This is a genomic window from Streptomyces sp. NPDC059169, from assembly GCF_042755225.1.
Taxonomy (GTDB): domain Bacteria; phylum Actinomycetota; class Actinomycetes; order Streptomycetales; family Streptomycetaceae; genus Streptomyces.
The window spans coordinates 19,659-37,818 of record NZ_JBHZCF010000007.1 but is presented as its reverse complement, the minus strand read 5'-3'; the positions used below and the strand labels follow the sequence as shown (position 1 = coordinate 37,818).

18 protein-coding genes and 1 pseudogene are annotated in these 18,160 nt (G+C 69.3%); 9 read left to right on the top strand and 10 right to left on the bottom strand.

Annotated features, from left to right (window positions below; translation table 11 throughout):
* Positions 1-318: 318 nt before the first annotated feature.
* The 3 genes and pseudogenes from dnaB (at position 319) to ACFXOM_RS14920 (ending at position 4,320) form a co-directional block, all read left to right on the top strand.
* Positions 319-1,803, top strand: a complete 1,485-nt coding sequence (gene dnaB, locus ACFXOM_RS14930; protein ID WP_384941025.1) for a replicative DNA helicase — start codon at positions 319-321, stop codon at positions 1,801-1,803.
* Positions 1,804-2,172: 369 nt separating this feature from the next.
* Positions 2,173-2,562: pseudogene (locus ACFXOM_RS14925) on the top strand (GNAT family N-acetyltransferase); the annotation flags it as partial.
* A 378-nt stretch (positions 2,563-2,940) separates the two neighbouring features.
* Positions 2,941-4,320, top strand: coding sequence for a serine hydrolase domain-containing protein (locus ACFXOM_RS14920; RefSeq protein WP_384941044.1), 1,380 nt, complete (start codon positions 2,941-2,943; stop codon positions 4,318-4,320).
* A 338-nt stretch (positions 4,321-4,658) separates the two neighbouring features.
* Here ACFXOM_RS14920 and ACFXOM_RS14915 read toward each other — a convergent pair whose 3' ends face one another.
* Positions 4,659-5,135, bottom strand: coding sequence for a MarR family winged helix-turn-helix transcriptional regulator (locus ACFXOM_RS14915; RefSeq protein ID WP_384941046.1), 477 nt, complete (start codon positions 5,133-5,135; stop codon positions 4,659-4,661).
* 164 nt (positions 5,136-5,299) lie between these two features.
* On the opposite strand from ACFXOM_RS14915, the gene ACFXOM_RS14910 reads away from it, so the two are divergent.
* Positions 5,300-6,496, top strand: coding sequence for an MFS transporter (locus ACFXOM_RS14910; protein WP_384941047.1), 1,197 nt, complete (start codon positions 5,300-5,302; stop codon positions 6,494-6,496).
* 201 nt (positions 6,497-6,697) lie between these two features.
* Here the strand turns inward: ACFXOM_RS14910 and ACFXOM_RS14905 are convergent, their stop codons facing one another.
* Complete coding sequence (locus ACFXOM_RS14905; RefSeq protein WP_384941049.1) at positions 6,698-7,552, bottom strand: GNAT family N-acetyltransferase; 855 nt, start codon at positions 7,550-7,552, stop codon at positions 6,698-6,700.
* A gap of 5 nt (positions 7,553-7,557) precedes the next feature.
* Positions 7,558-8,103 (bottom strand): DUF2269 domain-containing protein, encoded by a 546-nt coding sequence (locus ACFXOM_RS14900; RefSeq protein WP_384941051.1) that lies wholly within the window; start codon positions 8,101-8,103, stop codon positions 7,558-7,560.
* Positions 8,104-8,890: 787 nt separating this feature from the next.
* On the opposite strand from ACFXOM_RS14900, the gene ACFXOM_RS14895 reads away from it, so the two are divergent.
* On the top strand, positions 8,891-10,453 hold the full coding sequence (locus ACFXOM_RS14895; RefSeq protein ID WP_384941053.1) for a globin domain-containing protein: 1,563 nt from the start codon (positions 8,891-8,893) through the stop codon (positions 10,451-10,453).
* A 140-nt stretch (positions 10,454-10,593) separates the two neighbouring features.
* Here the strand turns inward: ACFXOM_RS14895 and ACFXOM_RS14890 are convergent, their stop codons facing one another.
* The 5 genes from ACFXOM_RS14890 to ACFXOM_RS14870 all read right to left on the bottom strand — a co-directional run bounded on the left by ACFXOM_RS14890 (position 10,594) and on the right by ACFXOM_RS14870 (position 14,340).
* The gene (locus tag ACFXOM_RS14890; protein ID WP_384941104.1) at positions 10,594-11,073 is read right to left on the bottom strand and encodes an NUDIX domain-containing protein; all 480 of its coding nucleotides are present in this window, start codon (positions 11,071-11,073) and stop codon (positions 10,594-10,596) included.
* Positions 11,074-11,172: 99 nt separating this feature from the next.
* Positions 11,173-12,072 carry a LysR family transcriptional regulator gene (locus ACFXOM_RS14885; RefSeq protein WP_384941054.1) on the bottom strand — a complete coding sequence of 300 codons (900 nt, stop codon included), beginning with the start codon at positions 12,070-12,072 and terminating at the stop codon, positions 11,173-11,175.
* A 256-nt stretch (positions 12,073-12,328) separates the two neighbouring features.
* Positions 12,329-13,468: a cystathionine gamma-lyase gene (locus ACFXOM_RS14880; RefSeq protein WP_384941056.1), complete on the bottom strand. Its 1,140-nt coding sequence runs from the start codon at positions 13,466-13,468 to the stop codon at positions 12,329-12,331.
* Positions 13,465-13,953: a low molecular weight protein-tyrosine-phosphatase gene (locus ACFXOM_RS14875; protein WP_384941058.1), complete on the bottom strand. Its 489-nt coding sequence runs from the start codon at positions 13,951-13,953 to the stop codon at positions 13,465-13,467. The genes ACFXOM_RS14880 and ACFXOM_RS14875 overlap by 4 nt, the downstream gene beginning before the upstream one ends.
* 9 nt (positions 13,954-13,962) lie before the next feature.
* Positions 13,963-14,340 (bottom strand): phage holin family protein, encoded by a 378-nt coding sequence (locus ACFXOM_RS14870; protein ID WP_384941060.1) that lies wholly within the window; start codon positions 14,338-14,340, stop codon positions 13,963-13,965.
* A gap of 51 nt (positions 14,341-14,391) precedes the next feature.
* Here ACFXOM_RS14870 and ACFXOM_RS14865 point away from each other — a divergent pair, with 51 nt between their 5' ends.
* Both ACFXOM_RS14865 and ACFXOM_RS14860 read left to right on the top strand, forming a co-directional pair.
* Positions 14,392-14,709: a cupin domain-containing protein gene (locus ACFXOM_RS14865; protein ID WP_384941062.1), complete on the top strand. Its 318-nt coding sequence runs from the start codon at positions 14,392-14,394 to the stop codon at positions 14,707-14,709.
* Positions 14,710-14,833: 124 nt separating this feature from the next.
* Positions 14,834-15,055, top strand: coding sequence for a DUF5326 family protein (locus ACFXOM_RS14860; RefSeq protein WP_384941064.1), 222 nt, complete (start codon positions 14,834-14,836; stop codon positions 15,053-15,055).
* A gap of 295 nt (positions 15,056-15,350) precedes the next feature.
* Here ACFXOM_RS14860 and ACFXOM_RS14855 read toward each other — a convergent pair whose 3' ends face one another.
* On the bottom strand, positions 15,351-15,476 hold the full coding sequence (locus ACFXOM_RS14855; RefSeq protein WP_384941111.1) for a hypothetical protein: 126 nt from the start codon (positions 15,474-15,476) through the stop codon (positions 15,351-15,353).
* Between ACFXOM_RS14855 and ACFXOM_RS14850 the strand changes: the two genes are divergently transcribed.
* Both ACFXOM_RS14850 and ACFXOM_RS14845 read left to right on the top strand, forming a co-directional pair.
* Positions 15,475-16,179 carry an IclR family transcriptional regulator gene (locus ACFXOM_RS14850; RefSeq protein WP_384941106.1) on the top strand — a complete coding sequence of 235 codons (705 nt, stop codon included), beginning with the start codon at positions 15,475-15,477 and terminating at the stop codon, positions 16,177-16,179. The two genes, ACFXOM_RS14855 and ACFXOM_RS14850, sit on opposite strands and share 2 nt — an antisense overlap.
* Positions 16,180-16,291: 112 nt before the next feature.
* Positions 16,292-16,726 (top strand): SsgA family sporulation/cell division regulator, encoded by a 435-nt coding sequence (locus ACFXOM_RS14845; protein ID WP_384941066.1) that lies wholly within the window; start codon positions 16,292-16,294, stop codon positions 16,724-16,726.
* A 60-nt stretch (positions 16,727-16,786) separates the two neighbouring features.
* Here the strand turns inward: ACFXOM_RS14845 and ACFXOM_RS14840 are convergent, their stop codons facing one another.
* Positions 16,787-18,157 (bottom strand): YibE/F family protein, encoded by a 1,371-nt coding sequence (locus tag ACFXOM_RS14840; protein WP_385038075.1) that lies wholly within the window; start codon positions 18,155-18,157, stop codon positions 16,787-16,789.
* Between the last annotated feature and the right edge of the window lie 3 nt (positions 18,158-18,160).

The following is an 18,160-nucleotide window of genomic DNA, read 5'->3' as shown; positions in this document are numbered from 1 at the left end:
CGGTTGGGAAAGTTTTTCTTCCCCACAGCCGGTGGATGGAATAGCTGCAGGTCAAGCCGGTGATGTGTCCCGGTCTATGACTTTGTCCACAGGGCTGTCCCCCGATCCGTGCACAGGTTCCGAGGGTTTCTCCACAGCATCTGGTCCCTCGTCCACATGGCCTGTGGATAACCAGATTGGCTGACGGTGCCGACGGCCCTAACGTGGACCGGCGCCCGACGCGCCGGAAGCGGAGTCGGGCCTCTCGTTTTGTCAGTGCTGTGTCGTAAAAAGAGTGCCACGGCGAAGGTCCGCGGAGCGGACGGGAGGAGGCGGCCGGTGACCATTCCCGAGCCCCTGGACGATCCCTGGACCGATGCCGGTCCGGGTGACCGTCTGCCCGTCTCCCGGCAGCGACGTGGGGAGGGTCGCGGCCGTGGCCGCGAGGAGCAGCACGAGCGGGGCAGGGACGGCCGCCCGTGGGATGACGGCGCCCCCAGCTTCGAGCGCGTGCCTCCGCAGGACCTCGATGCCGAGCAGTCCGTCCTCGGCGGCATGCTGCTCTCCAAGGATGCCATCGCCGATGTCGTCGAGATCATCAAGGGCCACGACTTCTACCGGCCCGCACACGAGACCGTCTACCAGGCGATCCTCGACCTCTACGCCAAGGGCGAGCCGGCCGACCCCATCACGGTGGCCGCCGAGCTCACCAAGCGCGGCGAGATCACCCGTGTGGGCGGGGCTTCGTACCTGCACACCCTGGTCCAGTCGGTGCCCACCGCGGCCAACGCCTCCTATTACGCGGAGATCGTCCACGAGCGTGCGGTCCTGCGCCGCCTCGTGGAGGCCGGTACCCGCATCACGCAGATGGGGTACGCGGCGGACGGCGACGTCGACGAGATCGTGAACTCGGCCCAGGCCGAGATCTACGCCGTTACCGAGCAGCGCACCAGCGAGGACTACCTGCCGCTGGGTGACATCATGGAGGGCGCTCTCGACGAGATCGAGGCCATCGGGTCGCGCAGTGGTGAGATGACCGGTGTGCCGACCGGGTTCACCGACTTCGACTCACTGACCAACGGGCTGCACCCGGGCCAGATGATCGTCATCGCGGCCCGCCCCGCCATGGGTAAGTCGACGCTGGCGCTGGACTTCGCGCGAGCCGCATCGATCAAGAACAACCTTCCCAGCGTGATCTTCTCCCTCGAGATGGGCCGCAACGAGATCGCGATGCGGCTGCTGTCCGCCGAGGCCCGGGTGGCCCTGCACCACATGCGGTCCGGCACGATGACGGACGAGGACTGGACGCGGCTGGCCCGGCGGATGCCCGACGTCTCCCAGGCGCCGCTCTACATCGACGACTCGCCGAACCTGTCGATGATGGAGATCCGCGCGAAGTGCCGTCGCCTGAAGCAGCGCAATGATCTGAAGCTGGTCGTCATCGACTACCTCCAGCTGATGCAGTCCGGTGGGTCGAAACGGGCCGAGAGCCGTCAGCAGGAGGTCTCGGACATGTCCCGTAACCTCAAGCTGCTCGCCAAGGAGTTGGAGATCCCCGTCATCGCGCTCTCCCAGCTGAACCGAGGCCCGGAGCAGCGCACGGACAAGAAGCCGATGGTCTCCGACCTGCGTGAGTCCGGTTCCATCGAGCAGGACGCGGACATGGTGATCCTGCTCCACCGCGAGGACGCGTACGAGAAGGAGTCACCCCGTGCGGGCGAGGCGGACCTGATCGTGGCCAAGCACCGTAACGGCCCCACGGCCACGATCACCGTCGCCTTCCAGGGGCACTACTCGCGCTTCGTGGACATGGCCCAGACCTGACCGGTCCGGTGCAGGTTCTCAGATCCCGTGTCGTTTTCTCAGTCGCGATGTCATCTGATGGGCGGATCGGACACGGGCAGCGTTGGAACCGACGGTTCGACATACCGGGCGAGGACCCGTTCGGTGATCCCTACCGCCCCTCCGAGGCCCGGATCGAGTCGGTCACGTATCCCGAAGCCGTCGTTCTCACCGGTCTGTTCGCTTCACCGCATTGGCGAGATCCCCCCGATCGGCGACCGAAGCGGCATGACGCTTCGGTTTCGCTCCCCAGCAGCTCCCGCCGGGCCTCTGACGCGGGAAACGTGACCGAGCAGCGGGCCTCTGAGCATCCCGTTTGGCCAGTAGGCTCGCGAGAGAACGAGGCGGGAGGTGGTCAGGTCGACGACAGCGGACGAAGAGGACGTCGCGGCCGTCCTCGGCGATGTCAGGTCGGCACGGTGGGATGGCGACTTCCCCGCTGAAGGCGACCGCGTTGTCGCCGGCTTCTTCGACCAGCGCCCCGACTGGCTCGGTGAGAACGGCCACCGCCTCATCATCGAGGGCGACTCGGGGTTGGTGGTGGGCTCGATAGGCCTCTTCTGGCCGCCCAGCGGGGGAAGCGTCGAGCTCGGCTACGGCGTCGTGGCCTCCCGCCGCGGTCGGGGCTACGCATCGGAAGCCGTCCGGGCCATGACGGACTTCGCTCTCACGGCGCCGGATGTCCACACCGTGTTCGCCGATGTGGAGTTGTCGAACCCTGCCTCGGTACGTGTGTTGGAGTAGGCCGGCTTCGACCGGTGGTCCACCGAGGAGAACGTGGCCCACTTCAGGAGGACGCTGTCCGACCGTGAGCGGGGCGTGCGGGGGGCCGGGCGGGTGCCGTGGCCCTGCCGTCCCGCGCAACGACGGCCGTCCGTCGAGTCCAATCCGCCGTCAAGTCCCTGCGCCCTCGTACTGACGCGTGTCCCGTCCGCGGCCGTGAGTTCCACCGTGCACCCGTTCTCCGAGCGGTGCTTCCCTGACCGCGTGGTCCGGGCGTATGAGGCGGCAAGCCGGGCGCGTGCCGGCGTCGGCGCGGTGATCCGGCTGGGTCTGTCGATGGGGTACTGCGGAAGTGGCGGTCGACCCCGAACAGGGTCTTTCGGTTAGATCTGGACCATGACCTCACCTTGTGGAGTGCTACTCCCCGGCACGGAACGGGCTTTGATGCACCGTGTGGCCACCGCGCAGTCAGAAGGCCGTGTTCCGTCTCTCGTGGCGGCGGTGGCCAGGGGCGGGCGTCTCGTCTGGAGCGGTGGCCGAAGCAGCGGCGACGGGCAGATTTGTGACGCGGACACCCAGTACCGCATCGGCTCGATCACCAAGGTCTTCACTGCCGTCCTCGTCCTGCGGCTGAGGGACGAAGGACTGCTGGACCTGGCAGATCCACTGGAGAGGCATCTCCCGGGTACGGGGGTGGGCCAGGTCACCATCGCCCAACTCCTCTGCCACAGTGCGGGACTGGCTGCGGAGACGCCCCCACCGTGGTGGGAGCGCACCCCGGGGTCGCTCCGGCCCGCGCTGCGGGACGTGCTCGGCGAAGAGCCCCTGCGGCACCCCGTCGGTCGTCGCCACCACTACTCCAACCCCGGGTACACCCTGCTCGGGTCGCTGGTCGAAGCGGTACGGGGGCAGCACTGGGGGGAGGTGCTCCAGCACGAGGTCCTCGAGCCGCTCGGGATGGCGCGCACCGGCACCCAGCCGCAGGCTCCCCATGCGCGGGGATGGGCGGTGCACCCTTGGGCGGACGTCATGGTGCCCGAGCCGTCGGAGGACCTCGGGCTGATGGCGCCGGCCGGCCAGCTCTGGTCGACTGCTGCCGACCTCTGTACGTTCGCCGGGTTCCTCGCCGGCGGGGACGACCGGGTGTTGAGCGCGGAGTCCGTGGGGCAGATGCGGACGCCGGCCGCACCTCAGGAAGCCGGGGAATGGGACAACGGCTACGGGCTCGGCCTCCAGGTCCTACGGAAGGGCGGGCGTACCCTCGTCGGGCACACGGGGTCGCTGCCCGGGTTCCTGGCCTGCCTGTGGACGAGCGCGGACGAGGGGGTCGCCACGGTGGTGCTGGCCAATGCCACCTCGGGGCTGCTCCCGGCCGCGGTCGCCGCCGACCTCCTGCGCATCGTGGTCGACGCGGAGCCCGCCCTCCCCGAGCCCTGGCGTCCGATGGCGCAGGCCGACGACGCGTTGCTGGAGCTTGCGGGGCCGTGGTACTGGGGCACGTACGCCTTCGGGCTGAAGTTGGTGGAGGCGCGGGGCCTGGAGCTGTACCCGCTGAAGGGCGGCTCCCGCGGCTCGCGGTTCCGCGCGGCAGCGGACGGGACGTGGACCGGACTCGACGGATACCACGCAGGCGAGACCCTGCGGGTGGTGCGACGGTCCGACGGCACCGTCGCCCACCTGGACCTGGGGTCGTTCGTCTTCACCAGGGAGCCGTATGACCCTGCGTCGGCTGTGCCGGGCGGGGTGGACGAGGGCGGCTGGCGGGGTCGGCGGTAGGTCCGTTGTCGGGCAGGGCCGCCGGTGGCGGCGATGGAGCCGAGGGCCTGCTGCCCGTCGGGCCGGACACCGATCAAGGCATTCCTCTTCCCGGGTCCGTCCGTTTCACGTGAAACGGACGGACGGGCGGAGCTGTGGACGGACGTCGTCAGAGCATGCGCTTGCCCCGTGTGCGAGGGTGCGAAGCCCGGCTCGTAGAAGCGGTGGGATCCGGTGCGGGTGCTGTCCGAGGTCAGCTGGACCAACACGTTGCCCTGGTGTCGCGATGCGTCGACGACCTCTTCGGCAGACCGTGATGGCGCCCGCGTCGAGCCCTGGAGCGGTGCCTGCCCGGGGCCTCAGGCGGGTGCAGCGCCTGGCGCCGGGACCCGCAGGCCCTCGATCGCGTGGACCAAGGGAGCGAGCTCGGGGTCGTTCGCGGCCTGGTCGAGCGCCTGGCGCAGGGCGGTGTCATTCGTCGGACGGGCCTGGGCCAGCAGCGCGAGTCCGGCCTGCGTGACGTCGGTGTAGATGCCCCGGCGGTCGGTGTCGCAGAGGTAGCGGCTGAGGAGTCCGCGGTCCTCGAGCCGGGTGACGAGGCGGGTGGTGGCGCTTTGGCTGAGGAGGACGGCGTCGGCGACCTGCTTCATCTGGAGGTGGCCGCCCTGCCCGTTGTGCTGGCGGCTGAGGACGTCGAGCAGCGAGTACTCCCGCACGCTCAGGTCGTGCTCGCCCTGCAGGGCCCGCTCGATGTGCGCCTCGATCCTGCCGTGTAGCAGCGAGAGGACGCACCAGCTCTGGGCGAGGGCGGTGAGTGCCGGGTCCGTCGCTGTCATCGGATCTCTCCTTCGTCGAGGAGTGGCCTCGGTCGGGCGGTGGAATCGGTTGATCCCCAGGGTAGGCGACAGCCGCAATAGCCCGCGCTTGCAAATAATCGGCGTCTGCAATTATTGTGGACGCTCGTAAAGTGCAGGCGCAACATTCTGGGAAGGTGAAACCCGTGCCGCTCGCGCTCCTCGCCCTGGCACTCGGGGCATTCGGTATCGGAACCACCGAATTCGTGATCATGGGATTGCTCCCGGAAGTGGCCGATGACTTCCAGGTCTCCATCCCCACCGCCGGCTACCTGGTCACCGGGTATGCCCTCGGCGTGGTGTTCGGAGCCCCGTTGATGACCGTTCTCGGCACCAAGGTCCCCCGCAAGCGCATGCTGGTGCTCCTGATGGGGCTGTTCGTCGCGGGCAACGTGCTCTCCGCCGCCGCCCCGGTCTTCGGCGCGATGCTCGCGGGGCGTGTGGTCGCCTCGCTCGCCCACGGTGCGTTCTTCGGCATCGGCTCGGTGGTCGCCGCCGACATGGTCGCCCCAGGGAAGAAGGCCGGCGCGATCTCCATGATGTTCACCGGTCTGACGGTCGCGAACGTCGTCGGTGTGCCCTTGGGCACGTTCATTGGTCAGAGCATCGGTTGGCGGACCACGTTCGTCGTCGTCGCCGGTCTCGGGATGCTGGGGCTCGCCGGTGTGGTGAAGCTGGTTCCGGAACAGCCCAAGCCCGTGGGTGTGCGGCTGCGCCACGAAGTCGCCGTGTTCCGCAACGTTCAGGTACTGCTGGCCATGGCGATGACCGTGCTCGGCTTCGGCGGCGTGTTCGCCGCGATCACCTACATCACTCCGATGATGACGGAGGTCGCTGGCTTCGCGGACTCCTCCGTCACCTGGCTGCTCGTCCTCTTCGGCCTGGGCATGGTCGCGGGCAACCTGATCGGCGGAAGGTTCGCCGACCGGTCCCTGATGCCACTGCTGTACGTTTCGCTCGGCGCGCTCGCCCTCGTCCTGGGCCTGTTCACCATGACCGCACACCACAAGATCGCGGCCGCCGTCACCATCGGCCTCGTGGGTGCACTGGGCTTCGCCACGGTGCCTCCGCTGCAGAAGCGCGTCCTCGACCAGGCGTCCGGCGCCCCGACGCTCGCCTCCGCCGTGAACATCGGCGCCTTCAACCTGGGCAATGCACTCTCCGCCTGGCTCGGCGGCATCGTCATCACGGCGGGCCTCGGTCTCACCGCACCGAACTGGGTGGGTGCGCTGCTCGCGACCTCGGCCCTCGGCCTGGCCGTCCTCTCAGCGTCCTTGGAACGAGGCTCGGTCCCGCGCGAGGACAGCGCTGTCCCTGCTACCGCGCAGGCGGTGCGGCACTGAGGCAGCGGGACCCGTTCCCGCCGTCACCGTGCCCTTCACCGCGTGGAATGCCGTCGGAGCAGGGCGATGGGTGTCGGGTCCCTGCTCCGGGGTTCCCGGGGTGCGAGGACGGCTGCCTCCGCCGGTGTATCGCACGGGTGCGGGCGGTGCGGCAGACGGTTCGGGCGGTCGGTACGGGCCAGCCCGCCGTGACGGTCCGGCTCAGCCCGCCGCCACCGTCAGAGGGGCGAAGCGACGGGTCCAGTCCCCGGGCAACGCGGACGTTCCGTAGGTCATCACCGTGTTGAAAGCGATCGTCTCCAGTCCGCTGGCCCTGAGCCAGTCGAGCAGTTCCCCGTGGCGCACGTCGATGTCGGTGCGCAGCGGGCGGTCGGTGCCGTCGGCGAGCGAGACGATCAGGGCCTTGGCTGTGTCGTTGTCCCGCGCGATGAGGGGTCCGACGACATGGGTCTCCATGTTCGGCCACGCAGCTGCGTACCCGGTGAGCACGCCGCCGTCCTCGGCGACCTGCAACTGGTCGGCGAAAGCCGGCAGGCGGGTGATCATATGAGTGCGATCGCGGCCGAAGACCTCCGCGTCGAGGCGGAGGACGGCGAGCAGGTCCTCCGCGGTCGCCGGCCGGGTGGTAGCCGCGGGAGCTGCTCCGGTGGTACGGAAGAACCCGCGTACCATCTCGGCTCGACCGGTCTCAATGAATCCCAACTCCTCGTACAGGGGCTGCCCGTACGGTGTGGCGTGCAGGGTGAGCGGAATGCCGTCGTACTCCGCCAGCACGTGCTTCATCAACCGGCGCCCGACCCCCTGCCGGGCATACCGCTCGGCCACGAGGACCATGCCGATGGCAGCCAGTCCGGGCCCGTACGAGGTGACCACGCAGGCGCAGACCAAGCCTTTCCCTGACGGGTCGTCGATTCCGTAGCCCGTGCCCGCAGCAAGCAGCAAACCCCATTTGTGCTCCTCGCGCGGCCAGCCGCGGTCTTCGGACAGATCGGCGCAGGCGACCAGGTCAGCCGTGTTCAGGCGTCGGATGGGGGGTTCGCTCAGCGGTGTTGACATGGAGGTCAGGCTGTCGGACGCGGAGATCGTTCGTCCAGTCCTTTAGCGGAACTGGCCGAGACCTGCAGGCGCCGTCCGTACCGGGTCTTGCCCCACGGCTTGAGGACTGAGATCGCGGTCATGAAGACATAGGCGGAGAGCGAGACGACCGGTGCGGCGAGCAGACCGGACGCGTCCGACACGGCGGCGCCGGCCGCAGCCTGTTCTGCTGCGGAATTGACGGCGGGTCGCAGGGAGAAGGCCGTGAGAACAGTGGTGACCAGGGTGAGGCAGAACTTGGTCCAGACCCAGCGATGGCGCGCCAGCCCCCACGGGGTGCCGAGGGACAGTGCCAGGCCGCTGGCCAGGGTCAACAGGGCGATGGGGATCATCAGCCAGTTCGCGAAGACGGACATGGAACGGTAGGACGCCTCGATGGCAGCCGGGGAGTTGTGGACGACCGCAGTGACGCTCAGCCCGAGCAGCCCGAGGGAGAGTCCCAGCCAGCTTGCGGACGCGCATACATGGAGGACAACGAGGGTCCGTCGTGTGGGGCGCTTGAGTTGTTTCACGTGAAACACGCTGCCTGGGAAGTCCTCCGTTCCGCGTCTGACGTGCGGAGTATCCACGTGTACGAGCGTCGGCGTACGGACTGGTTGAAATCGATCCGCTGGTCGCCGGGAGTGCAGTGATCTCTCGTACATGATTTCTCCGCCGCCGGATAGCGTTCCTCTCCGTGGGTGAAGGCGGGGACATCCCTGGTAGCGGCAGCTCTTCCCCGGGGTCGTCGCCGGTCGGATTCCTGCGGCTCCGCGAAAGCAGAGATCGGGAACGCGCACGCGGTGATCGCGGTGGTCGCGGTGAAGACGAACGGCTCGGTTGCTTATGGTGATTCGGCGTTCGTTGCGCAGATCTTCGAAGCGGTGCCCGTTGCGGTGGAGATGAATGCAGACCATCATCGGTCGGGGCTCAGTGCCCGTCCAACCAGGGAGCGATCCTCCGGAGGTCTGCGAACGGGTGCAATTCTGTGCGGAGTTCCGGCGGTGTCAACCTTGCGGGGAGCCGGCCCGGCCGTAGCGGCCGTACAAACAGGCATGGGGCAATGCAGCCTAACGGGAAAGTGGGCGCGGATACCCGGACTTTCCGCTCTTTGTCCGTAGGGGCGCAGTCGCCTGGCATGCTGCGACGACGAGCGCTGCGGGCAACGTCACCAACCGGTCCCACTCGTCCCGAATCCCAAAAAACACGAAGGCTAATGTGGGCGAGCAGGAGTCTTGAGGCACAGCGGGAAAATGAGGCACGTTCCGGATCAGCGGAAGTGCGCACACCGACCGAAAGATGTTCGAGGCGAGGCACACAATGGACGCTCCGACCACCACGTCGGCCGACAACAGCACCTCCGGCGAGAACGACGACAGCAGCGAGAACGGTGGGGGAGGCTGGTTCACCCCGCGTAAGCCGGCCCCCCGTCGTCCCGACCCCGGTGCGGGGCCGCTGCACACCGGTGGGGCGGCCGAAGGCGATCCGCGGACAGAGACCCCCAGCCGACCTGTCGCATCCATACGCCCGGTGGGTACCGGTGCGGCGCGGGCCTCCCGAGCGCAGCAGCACGAAGCCGCCGTCCCCCCGACCGGGTACGCGCCCCATGCCTCGGCGGCCGACCCGACGGGCTCCTCGTTCGCAGGACCCGCCCGCTCCGGCTCCCAGATCCCGCCCGGGCCCCGGCCCCCAGAGGCGGCCGTCCCACTGCCGCGGGCCTCCAGTGGTCCACACACCGCGCGCGACCCACTCATCGGCGGTGACGAGTCCTCCGCGTCGCCCGATGCCATCCTCGTCCGGCGCACCATGGCGGAGATCGCCCCCGTCGCCGACAAGGTCACGTCGTACTTCTACGCGTTGCTGTTCGTCCGCCACCCCGACCTGCGGGCCCTTTTCCCCGCGGCGATGGACACCCAGCGGGACCGCCTCCTCAAGGCGCTGCTCACCGCCGCCGAGCACATGGACAACACGCCGGTACTGGTCGACTACCTCCAACACCTCGGCAGGGGGCACCGCAAGTACGGCACCCAGCCCGCGCACTACCCCGCCGTCGGCGAGGCCCTCATCGGCGCGCTGGCCCGCTTTGCGACGACCACCTGGGGCGCCGAGAGCGAGGCCGCGTGGATCCGTACGTACACCACCATCTCCCAGATCATGATCGACGCGGCTGCCGAGAACGAGCAGTACGCGCCCGCCTGGTGGCACGCGGAAGTGGTCTCGCACGACCTCAGGACCCCGGACATCGCCGTCATCACCATCCGGCCGGACCAGCCGTACCCGTTCCTGGCCGGGCAGTACACGACGTTGGAGACGCCGTGGTGGCCGCGGATCTGGCGGCACTACTCCTTCGCCGGTGCACCCCGACCGGACGGGCTCTTGTCCTTCCACGTCAAGGCCGTGCCGGCCGGCTGGGTCTCCAATGCGCTCGTCCACCACGCACGCCCGGGTGACGTCGTGCGGCTCGGCCCGCCCGCGGGCTCGATGACCGTGGACCACAGCTCCGACAGCGGTCTGCTCTGCCTGGGCGGCGGCACCGGCATCGCACCGATCAAGGCGCTCGTCGAGGACGTCGTCGAGCACGGCTCGCGGCGGCCGGTGGAAGTCTTCTACGGGGCGCGCAGCAACCACGACCTCTACGACATCGACACGATGCTGCGGCTCCAGCAGTGCCACCCCTGGCTCCAGGTACGCCCCGTCGTGGACAACAGAACCCAGCTCCCCGACGCCGTGCGCGAGTACGGGCCGTGGAACGAGTACGACGCCTACCTCTCCGGACCCATCGGGATGATCCGCAGCGGTGTGGACGCGCTCCGGGGGATCGGCGTCCCCTCCGAGCGCATCCGCCACGATTCCCTGGACGAGCTCGTGGCCGCGTCGGACTGACCGAGGACCCTCACCGGCGACTCCCCTCAGCCGCACGGCCTCCCGGACAGTCCGTCCCCGTTGGGCGAGGCCCTTTGCCCGGCTCAACCTGCCGACCGGGCCTGCACTCAAGGCGACCGGTCCGGCCTCGGCAGCGGCCGTCAACCCAGGTCGGGAGCGTGCATCGCCCGCACGCCCTCGATGTTGCCGTCCAGGTAGTGCCGCAGGGAAAGGGGAACGAGGTGGACGGCGGCGATCCCCACCCGGCTGAACGGCACCCTGACGATCTCGTACTCGCCGACCGGTTCTTCCACCTCGGGGCCGTGTCTGCGCGACGCGTCCATCGAGACCAGCCGGCAGACGAAGAAGTGCTGGACCTTCACGCCCGACACCCCACCGTCCACGATGTGCTCGACGGTGTCCACGAAGCAGGGCACCACGTCGGTGATCTTCGCACCGAGCTCTTCGTCCACCTCACGGTGGAGCGCGTCCACCACGGTGGCGTCCTCCGGTTCGACTCCGCCGCCCGGGGTGAGCCAGTACGGGTCGACGCCGGGTTTGGTGCGCTTGATGAGAATGAGGTCGTCGCCGTCGAGCAGGATGGCACGAGCAGTGCGCTTGACCACGGGCCTCGGGGGCAGGGGGGTCGTCCCCCCAAGGGAATTGCTGCCGGTCATGGCAAGAGAGTGGCCCACGACAACCGTTCTGAAACTCCCTTCCCGCCCTGCCGTTGCCCCTCGTCACCACTCGGCCGCCGAGAGCAGCAGCGTCTCGTGCGCGCGTGCGATGTGCGGGACTGAGAGCGTCCCGGTTCTGGCCGCGAGGAAGTAGGTGCGCAGCGGAGGGACGGGAGGGTCGATCAGTGCGACCAGGTGCCCGCTTTCGAGGGCGCTTGCGCACAGGTAGCGGGGCAGTACCGCCAGCCCGGCGCCGGAAGCGGCCGACGCGAGGACGGCCCGCAGATCGGGGGTGACCACCGTGCCGGCGGTCGCCGGGGGGCTGTCGAAAACACTCGCCCAGTAGCGGGAGACGAAGGGCAGGGACTCGTGGACGTCCACCACCGGCAGTTGCTCCAGGACGACGGAGCCCGTGCGCAGCTGGGTGCCGTGGCCCAGTCGGGACGCCCAACGGGGCGACGCGACCAGCACGTGCTCCTCGTCGCACAACGGCGTCGAGGTCAGCAGCCCGCCGCCGCGCGGGCGGGCCGTGACGATGGCCAAGTCGTGGTGCCCGGATGCCAGCCCGTCGAGCGTCTCCCCGGCGTTCAGCACGAACGACGTCCGCAGTGCGATCCCCTGTGCGACCAGGGACGTCAGTGCGGGCAGCGCGCGCTGGGAGACGAACTCGGGTGGACCGGCGAGGTGGAGCGTGCGAATGCCCGTGTCCTCCTCCAGCCCGGCCGCGGCGATCTCGACGAGGGCGTCCAGGTGCGGGGCCGCGCGGTGGGCGAGCTCGTCGCCGACGGATGTCGGGGTGACGCCGCGCGCCTGCCGGAGGAACAGCGGACGCCCCAGCTGCCGCTCCAGCGTGCGTATCTGGCTGGTGACCGCCGGTTGGGAGAGTCCCAGCAGTGCGCCGGCGCGGGTGAACGAGCCGGCCCGGTGCACGGTGACGAAAGTGCGTAACAGGGCCAAGTCCATCGTCCAACCATAAATAAGTCGATAGGTCGCTGTCGCTAGCGTGATTGGACACTGACGCAGAGTCAACTAGCCTTGTTCGCGCGGTTGTCCGCACCGGTGGACGGTCCGAGCCATGAGGGGGGAGGCTCGGACCGTCCTGCCGTGCGCCGACCCCGTGGCCTTTTGCACGCGGCGGCCGCCGGGGCTCGCCCGTGCGTACGGGACCGACGCCGAGGAGGGGCCGCTTCCGCCGAAGGCCGCGGCCGCCCCGCGGGGATCAGCCCGCAGCGGCATCCAGCGCGCGCAGCACGTCCCCCACCAGATCGTCGGGGTCCTCCACGCCCGCGGAGAAGCGGATGAAGCCCACCGGTACGTCGTCGCCGCCCCAACGGCCACGGCGCTCGGCACTGGAGCGGACACCGCCGAAGCTCGTGGCGTCGTCGACGAGGCGCAGCTCCGCCAGGAAGCGCTCGGCGTGCGCCCGGTCGGGCAGGGCGAAGGAGACCACCGAGCCGAAGCGGCGCATCTGCCCGCTGGCGACCCGGTTCGACGGGTCGCCGGGAAGCCCGGGGTAGCGCAGCCCCGTCACCTCGGAGCGGCCGCCCAGGGCCTGCGCGACGGCGAGGGCGTTGGCGCACTGCCGGTCGCCGCGCAACTGCAGGGTCGCCAGCGACCGGTGCGCCAGCCAGGCCTCCATCGGGCCGGGGATGGCGCCGACCACCTTGCGCCAGCTCCGCACCCGCGCGGCGAGGTCCGGGTCCCGGCAGACCACGTAGCCGAGCAGCAGGTCACCGTGGCCGGTCAGTCCCTTCGTGCCGCTCGCCACGGCGAAGTCGGCACCGAGCTCCAGCGGCCGCTGGCCCAGCGGGGTGGCGAGCGTGTTGTCGACCGCGACCAGGGTGCCGCCCGCGTGGGCCGCCTCCGTGAGCCGCCGCACATCGCAGACGTCGAGACCCGGGTTGGACGGTGTTTCGATCCACAGCAGCTTGGCCCCGTCGAGGACGGCCAGCTGCCCGTCGCCGCCCGTGGGTGCCGTCCGCACCTCGACCCCGTAGGCCCGGAGCTGTTCGCGCACCAGCGCCAGGGCCTGGTAGCCGTCGTCGGGGAGGACGACCACGTCGCCCGCGCGTACCTGGGACAGCAGTACGGCCGTGATCGCGGCCATTCCCGAGGCGAAGACCACGGTCTCGGCGGCGACCGGTCCATCGGGCCACTCCAGCTCGCCGATGGCCCGCTCCAGCAGCGTCCAGGTGGGGTTGGTGTCTCGCCCGTAGGTGTACGGACCGGTCGCTTCGCCGGGCAGGTGGTAGTGCGCGGCGAAGACCGGGCCTGGGAGCGCCGGTTCGTACTTCCGTGCCTCGGGCAGCCCCGCTCGCACCGCGCGTGTGCCGTCCCCCGTCGTTCGTCCTTCGTTCATGCCGCGCGCTCCTCGACCGCCTTCCGCACGTCGGCGAGGAGACCCTCGCTCGCCGCCTCCACCATCTTCAAGCATTCCTCGAAACCGTCCATGCCGCCGTAGTACGGGTCGGGAACGTCGAGCCCCCCGGCGACCGGGTCGTACGAGCGCAGCAGCCGCACCTTCGCGGCGTCCGCGTCCGTCGGCGCCAGCCTGCACAGGGCCTGCAGGTGCCCCTGGTCGAGGGCGATCACCAGATCGAGCCGGGCGAACCAGGAGGGGCGGAACTGTCGCGCGACATGGCTGTGCTCGTAGCCGGCCTCCCTCAGGACGGCGACGGTGCGGTGGTCGGCACCGTCGCCCTCGTGCCAGCCGCCCGTGCCGGCGCTGTCCACCGAGACCAGGCCGTCCAGCCGGGCTTCCGCGACGCGCGCGCGGAAGACGGACTCGGCCATCGGCGAACGGCAGATGTTGCCGGTGCAGACGAAACAGACGGAGAAGGTCATCGGGCGCGCTCAGTCCTCGTCGGGGAGCATGATGTTCAGCGCCCACGACACGATCGAGACGACGAGTCCGCCGAGCACTGCCGTCCAGAAGCCCTCCACGTGGAAGTTCAGGTGCAGGACTCCGGCGACCCAGGACGTCAGCAACAGCATCAGGGCGTTGATCACCAGCGTGATCAGCCCCAGTGTGAGGATGAAGAGCGGCAGCGCGAGCAGCTTCACGACGGGCTTCACGAGGAGGTTCACCAAGCCGAATAGCAGCGCGACTATGAGCAGCGTCACGGCTTTCTTCCCGGTGTTGTCACCGGTGAGCGTGATGTCCTGGAGGAGCCAGATCGCCACCAACAGGGCCCCTGCGTTGGCGATCGTCTTGACTACGAAATTCTTCATGTGTCTGATCGTGGCAGACGTGGACGGACCAATGGCAGGGGCGGGCGCACGATGAAGGCATTCCGACTGGACGAGCTGGACGCCGAGCGCGCCGCGAACGAGGGCGCGTATCTGCAGTTCCTGCGCGAGCGGCACATGTCGGTCGGACTGTACGCGCTGGACGCCGGACAGCTGGATCCACAGACGCCCCACCGGCAGGACGAGGTGTACGTCGTCGTCAGCGGCCGGGCCTCGCTCACCGTCGGACAGGAGACGACTCAGGTGGGGAGGGGAAGCGTCGTTTACGTACCGGCAGGCGAGACGCACAGGTTCCATCACATCACCGAAGACCTGCGGGTCCTGGTGATGTTCTCTCCGCCGGAGAGCTGATCCCGGACCCCGGGTTTCCCTAGGGGACGCTTCAGGGGACTCCAAGGGGTGCGGCGGACCCGCAGCCCGCTTCCCGCCTCTAGCATCGAAACCAGGACGGCTCACGAGAAACGAGGTTGGGACCATGGCGGTACGGGAGATATTGACGGGGATGCCTTGGTGGGTGAAGTGGGTTGCCATCCCTCTGATCGCCATCGTGGTTTTCGGCGGGATGATCGCCAGCCTGGTCGGTTTCGTGGTCTGGCTGCTCTTCAAGGTCCTGCTCTTCGTGGCGATCGTCGGTGGACTCGTCTATGTCGTCAGGAAGTTCATGGCGGGTTCGTCGTCCTCGAAGAGCGACTGGTAGACGCCACCGGCAACCGCGACCGGCGAAACGGGCGGCTGGTAACCATACGAGAGGTACGTACGCCGGTTAGCCCGGGCGGGCGAATGGGGCGGGCGAGGGAGGGCGGCCGGACGGGGGCAGCCATTACAGTGACGAACCACCGCCGCCTCTGGAATTACGGGCCGATGATCGCAATGAACTGCGGTTCGTACGACTCCCCGGGCTGAATCCGGCACCGATCCCGGGGAGTGCCCACGGCCCCCGAAGGACCGCGGCGGCGCGCGGGGGCGGCCCCCGCGGGCGGGCGGACCGCCCGTCACCACGCCAGGGGGTGACCTATGGCCACGGCTACGGCCGCCGGATCCACGGCTGCCGGCTCCACGCCTTCGACTGCCGCCGCGCCCACCTTGATCGGCTCGGTCCAGCGGGCCTTGAGACTCATGGAGGCCGTGGCCTCCCACACGGACGGGGCCCCCGCCAAACAGCTGGCGCGCGAAACGGGACTCCCCCTGCCCACCGCCTACCACCTGCTGCGGACCCTGGCGCACGAGGGCTATCTGCGCCGTGAGAATGGCATGTTCCTGTTCGGCGAGGCTGTGCTGCGCCTCGCCGCCGGCGGGGCCCAGCAGAACCGCTGCAGCGCCATCGAGGACTTCCTGGAGCGGTGGCGGGACGTGCTCGGCGTGCCCGTCTACTTCGCCGTCTACCGTGAGGGTGAGATCGAGCTCGTCGCGGTTGCCGACTCCCCGTACGCCCCCGCCCTGAGCGGACGGCCCGACATCCGCGAGACTGGCCACGCCCACGCGCTCGGCCAGTGCCTGCTCAGCCAGCTCGACGAGCGGGGACGCAAGGACCACCTCGACCGTTATCCGGTGCAGGCGATCACCCCCTACACGGTGCGCGACCGACGGACCCTGCTGGAGCGGCTAGGCGGTCTGGGCAGGATGCAACCGGTCGTCGAGCGCCAGGAGTACGCACTCGGAACGGTCTGCGCCGCGATCCCGGTCGCGGCCGGCCCGATGGCCGCGGCCCTGGCGATCTCCGTGCCCCTGCACCAGGAGGACCGACTGCTGCCCGCGGTCGAGCAACTGCGCCTCGGCGTCGAAAGTCTGCTCAACCCGTTCGCGTTCTCTATCAGTATCTGAAAAATCACTCCTTGTGATCCGTTAGTGGGTACAGCACCATGGCGTCAAGAGGGCCGAGGGGAGCGATCCCGGCCGTTCCCAGGACTGCTACATCAACTGCGGGGTTAACACGATGCGCGAGTCGGTTCAGGCCGAGGTCATGATGAGCTTCCTGGTGTCCGAGGAGCTCTCCTTCCGAATCCCGGTGGAGCTCCTGTATGACACGAGGGACCCCTACGCGGTCCGGATGACCTTCCACCTGCCCGGCGACGCCCCCGCCACCTGGGCGTTCGCCAGGGAGCTGCTGCTCGACGGCATCAACGGGCCCAGCGGGGACGGCGATGTGCACATCGCGCCGTCCGAGCCCGACGGGCTGGCGGCCGTGCACATCCGGCTCCAAGTCGGCGGTGACCGGGCGGTGTTCCGAGCGTCCACCGCGCCGCTGGTCGCGTTCCTCGACCGGACCGACAAGCTGGTCCCGCTGGGACAGGAGCGCACGCTCGGCGACTTCGAGGACAACCTGGAGGCTGCGTTGGGCCGCATCCTCGCCGAGGAGAACGCCGGCTGACGCCCCCCACCGCCCACCTGCACGGGCACCACCCGCTGCGGACCGGGCGGGACGCGGTCGTCACTTCGCCCGCCGCCGCCGGCCCCGGCCGCTCCCCGCGGAGCTGGCCGCAACAGCGGTGCCGGGACGGTCGGCCGAAACGACCAGCGCCGCCAGCACCGTGGTCACCGGCACCGACGCGACCAGACCGATCGATCCGATGAGGGTCCGTACGATCTCCTCCGCCACCAACTCGCTGGTCGCCACCGTCCCCACGCTGGACTGGGCGACCGTGAACAGCAGGAGGAGCGGCAACGACGCGCCCGCGTAGGCGAGTACGAGCGTGTTCACGACCGAGGCGATGTGATCGCGGCCGATGCGGATCGCCGCCTTGTACAGACCGTGCGGCCCCATCGAAGGGTCCGCCTGGTGCAATTCCCAGACCGCCGAGGTCTGCGTCACCGTCACGTCGTCCAGCACACCCAGCGAACCGATGATCACGCCCGCCAGCAGCAGACCGGACATGTCGATGTTCGGATACAGCCCGTGGATGAGACCGGTGTTGTCGTCGGTGTTGCCGGACAACACGGCCCAACCGATGAACACGGAGCCGAGCAGCCCGATCAGCAGCAGCGAGATGAGCGTCCCGAGGACAGCGACCGATGTCCGGGCGGTCACCCCGTGGCACAGGTAGAGGGCCAGCAGCATGATCGCACTCGCCCCCACCACGGCGACGACCAGCGGATTCGAACCCTGCAGGATCGCCGGCAGGATGAACAGGGTCAGGACGGCGAAGCTCAGCGCCAGTGCGATCAGCGCCATGACGCCGCGCATCCGGCCCACCAGGACGACCACGACCGCGAAGATCCCGGCGAGCAGCGCCATGGGGAACTCCCGGTCCACGTCGGTCACCGAGTACTGCAGGTCACGCGGGGCGTCGGGGGCGTACGCCGCTACCACGCCCTGTCCCTCGGACAACTGCCGCGGCGCGTCCGGCTGCACGATCTCGGTGAACGTACGCCCTTTGTTCTTGCCCGTAGTGACCTCGACCGTGGCCTTCTTGCACGTTCCCTGCTGGGCGTTGGCCGCCTCGCGACCCTCGGGAGTCGTGGGGTCGTCCCCCGTGGGCGGCACCTGCCCACCGTTCACGTCCTTGCAGTCGACCCGTTCGACCTTGACGACCCGGGCGTCCTCGGTCTGCCGGTCGAAGCCGACACCGGTGCGCACGTGATCCGGAGCACCACCGGGCCAGAGCACCACCAACCCCACGACGACGGCGGCGGCGAAGGGGACCAGCACTGCGGCGATCACCCGCCGCAAATGCCGTGAGACGGGAGCGGCCGGCCCGTGACCGTGGGCATGGACGTGGCTGTGGGCATGGACGTGGCTGTGGCCCGCGGTCCGCCCGTGGGCTTCGCCGTGCGGCTCGGGCGTCTGCTGGGAGAGAGTCACCGC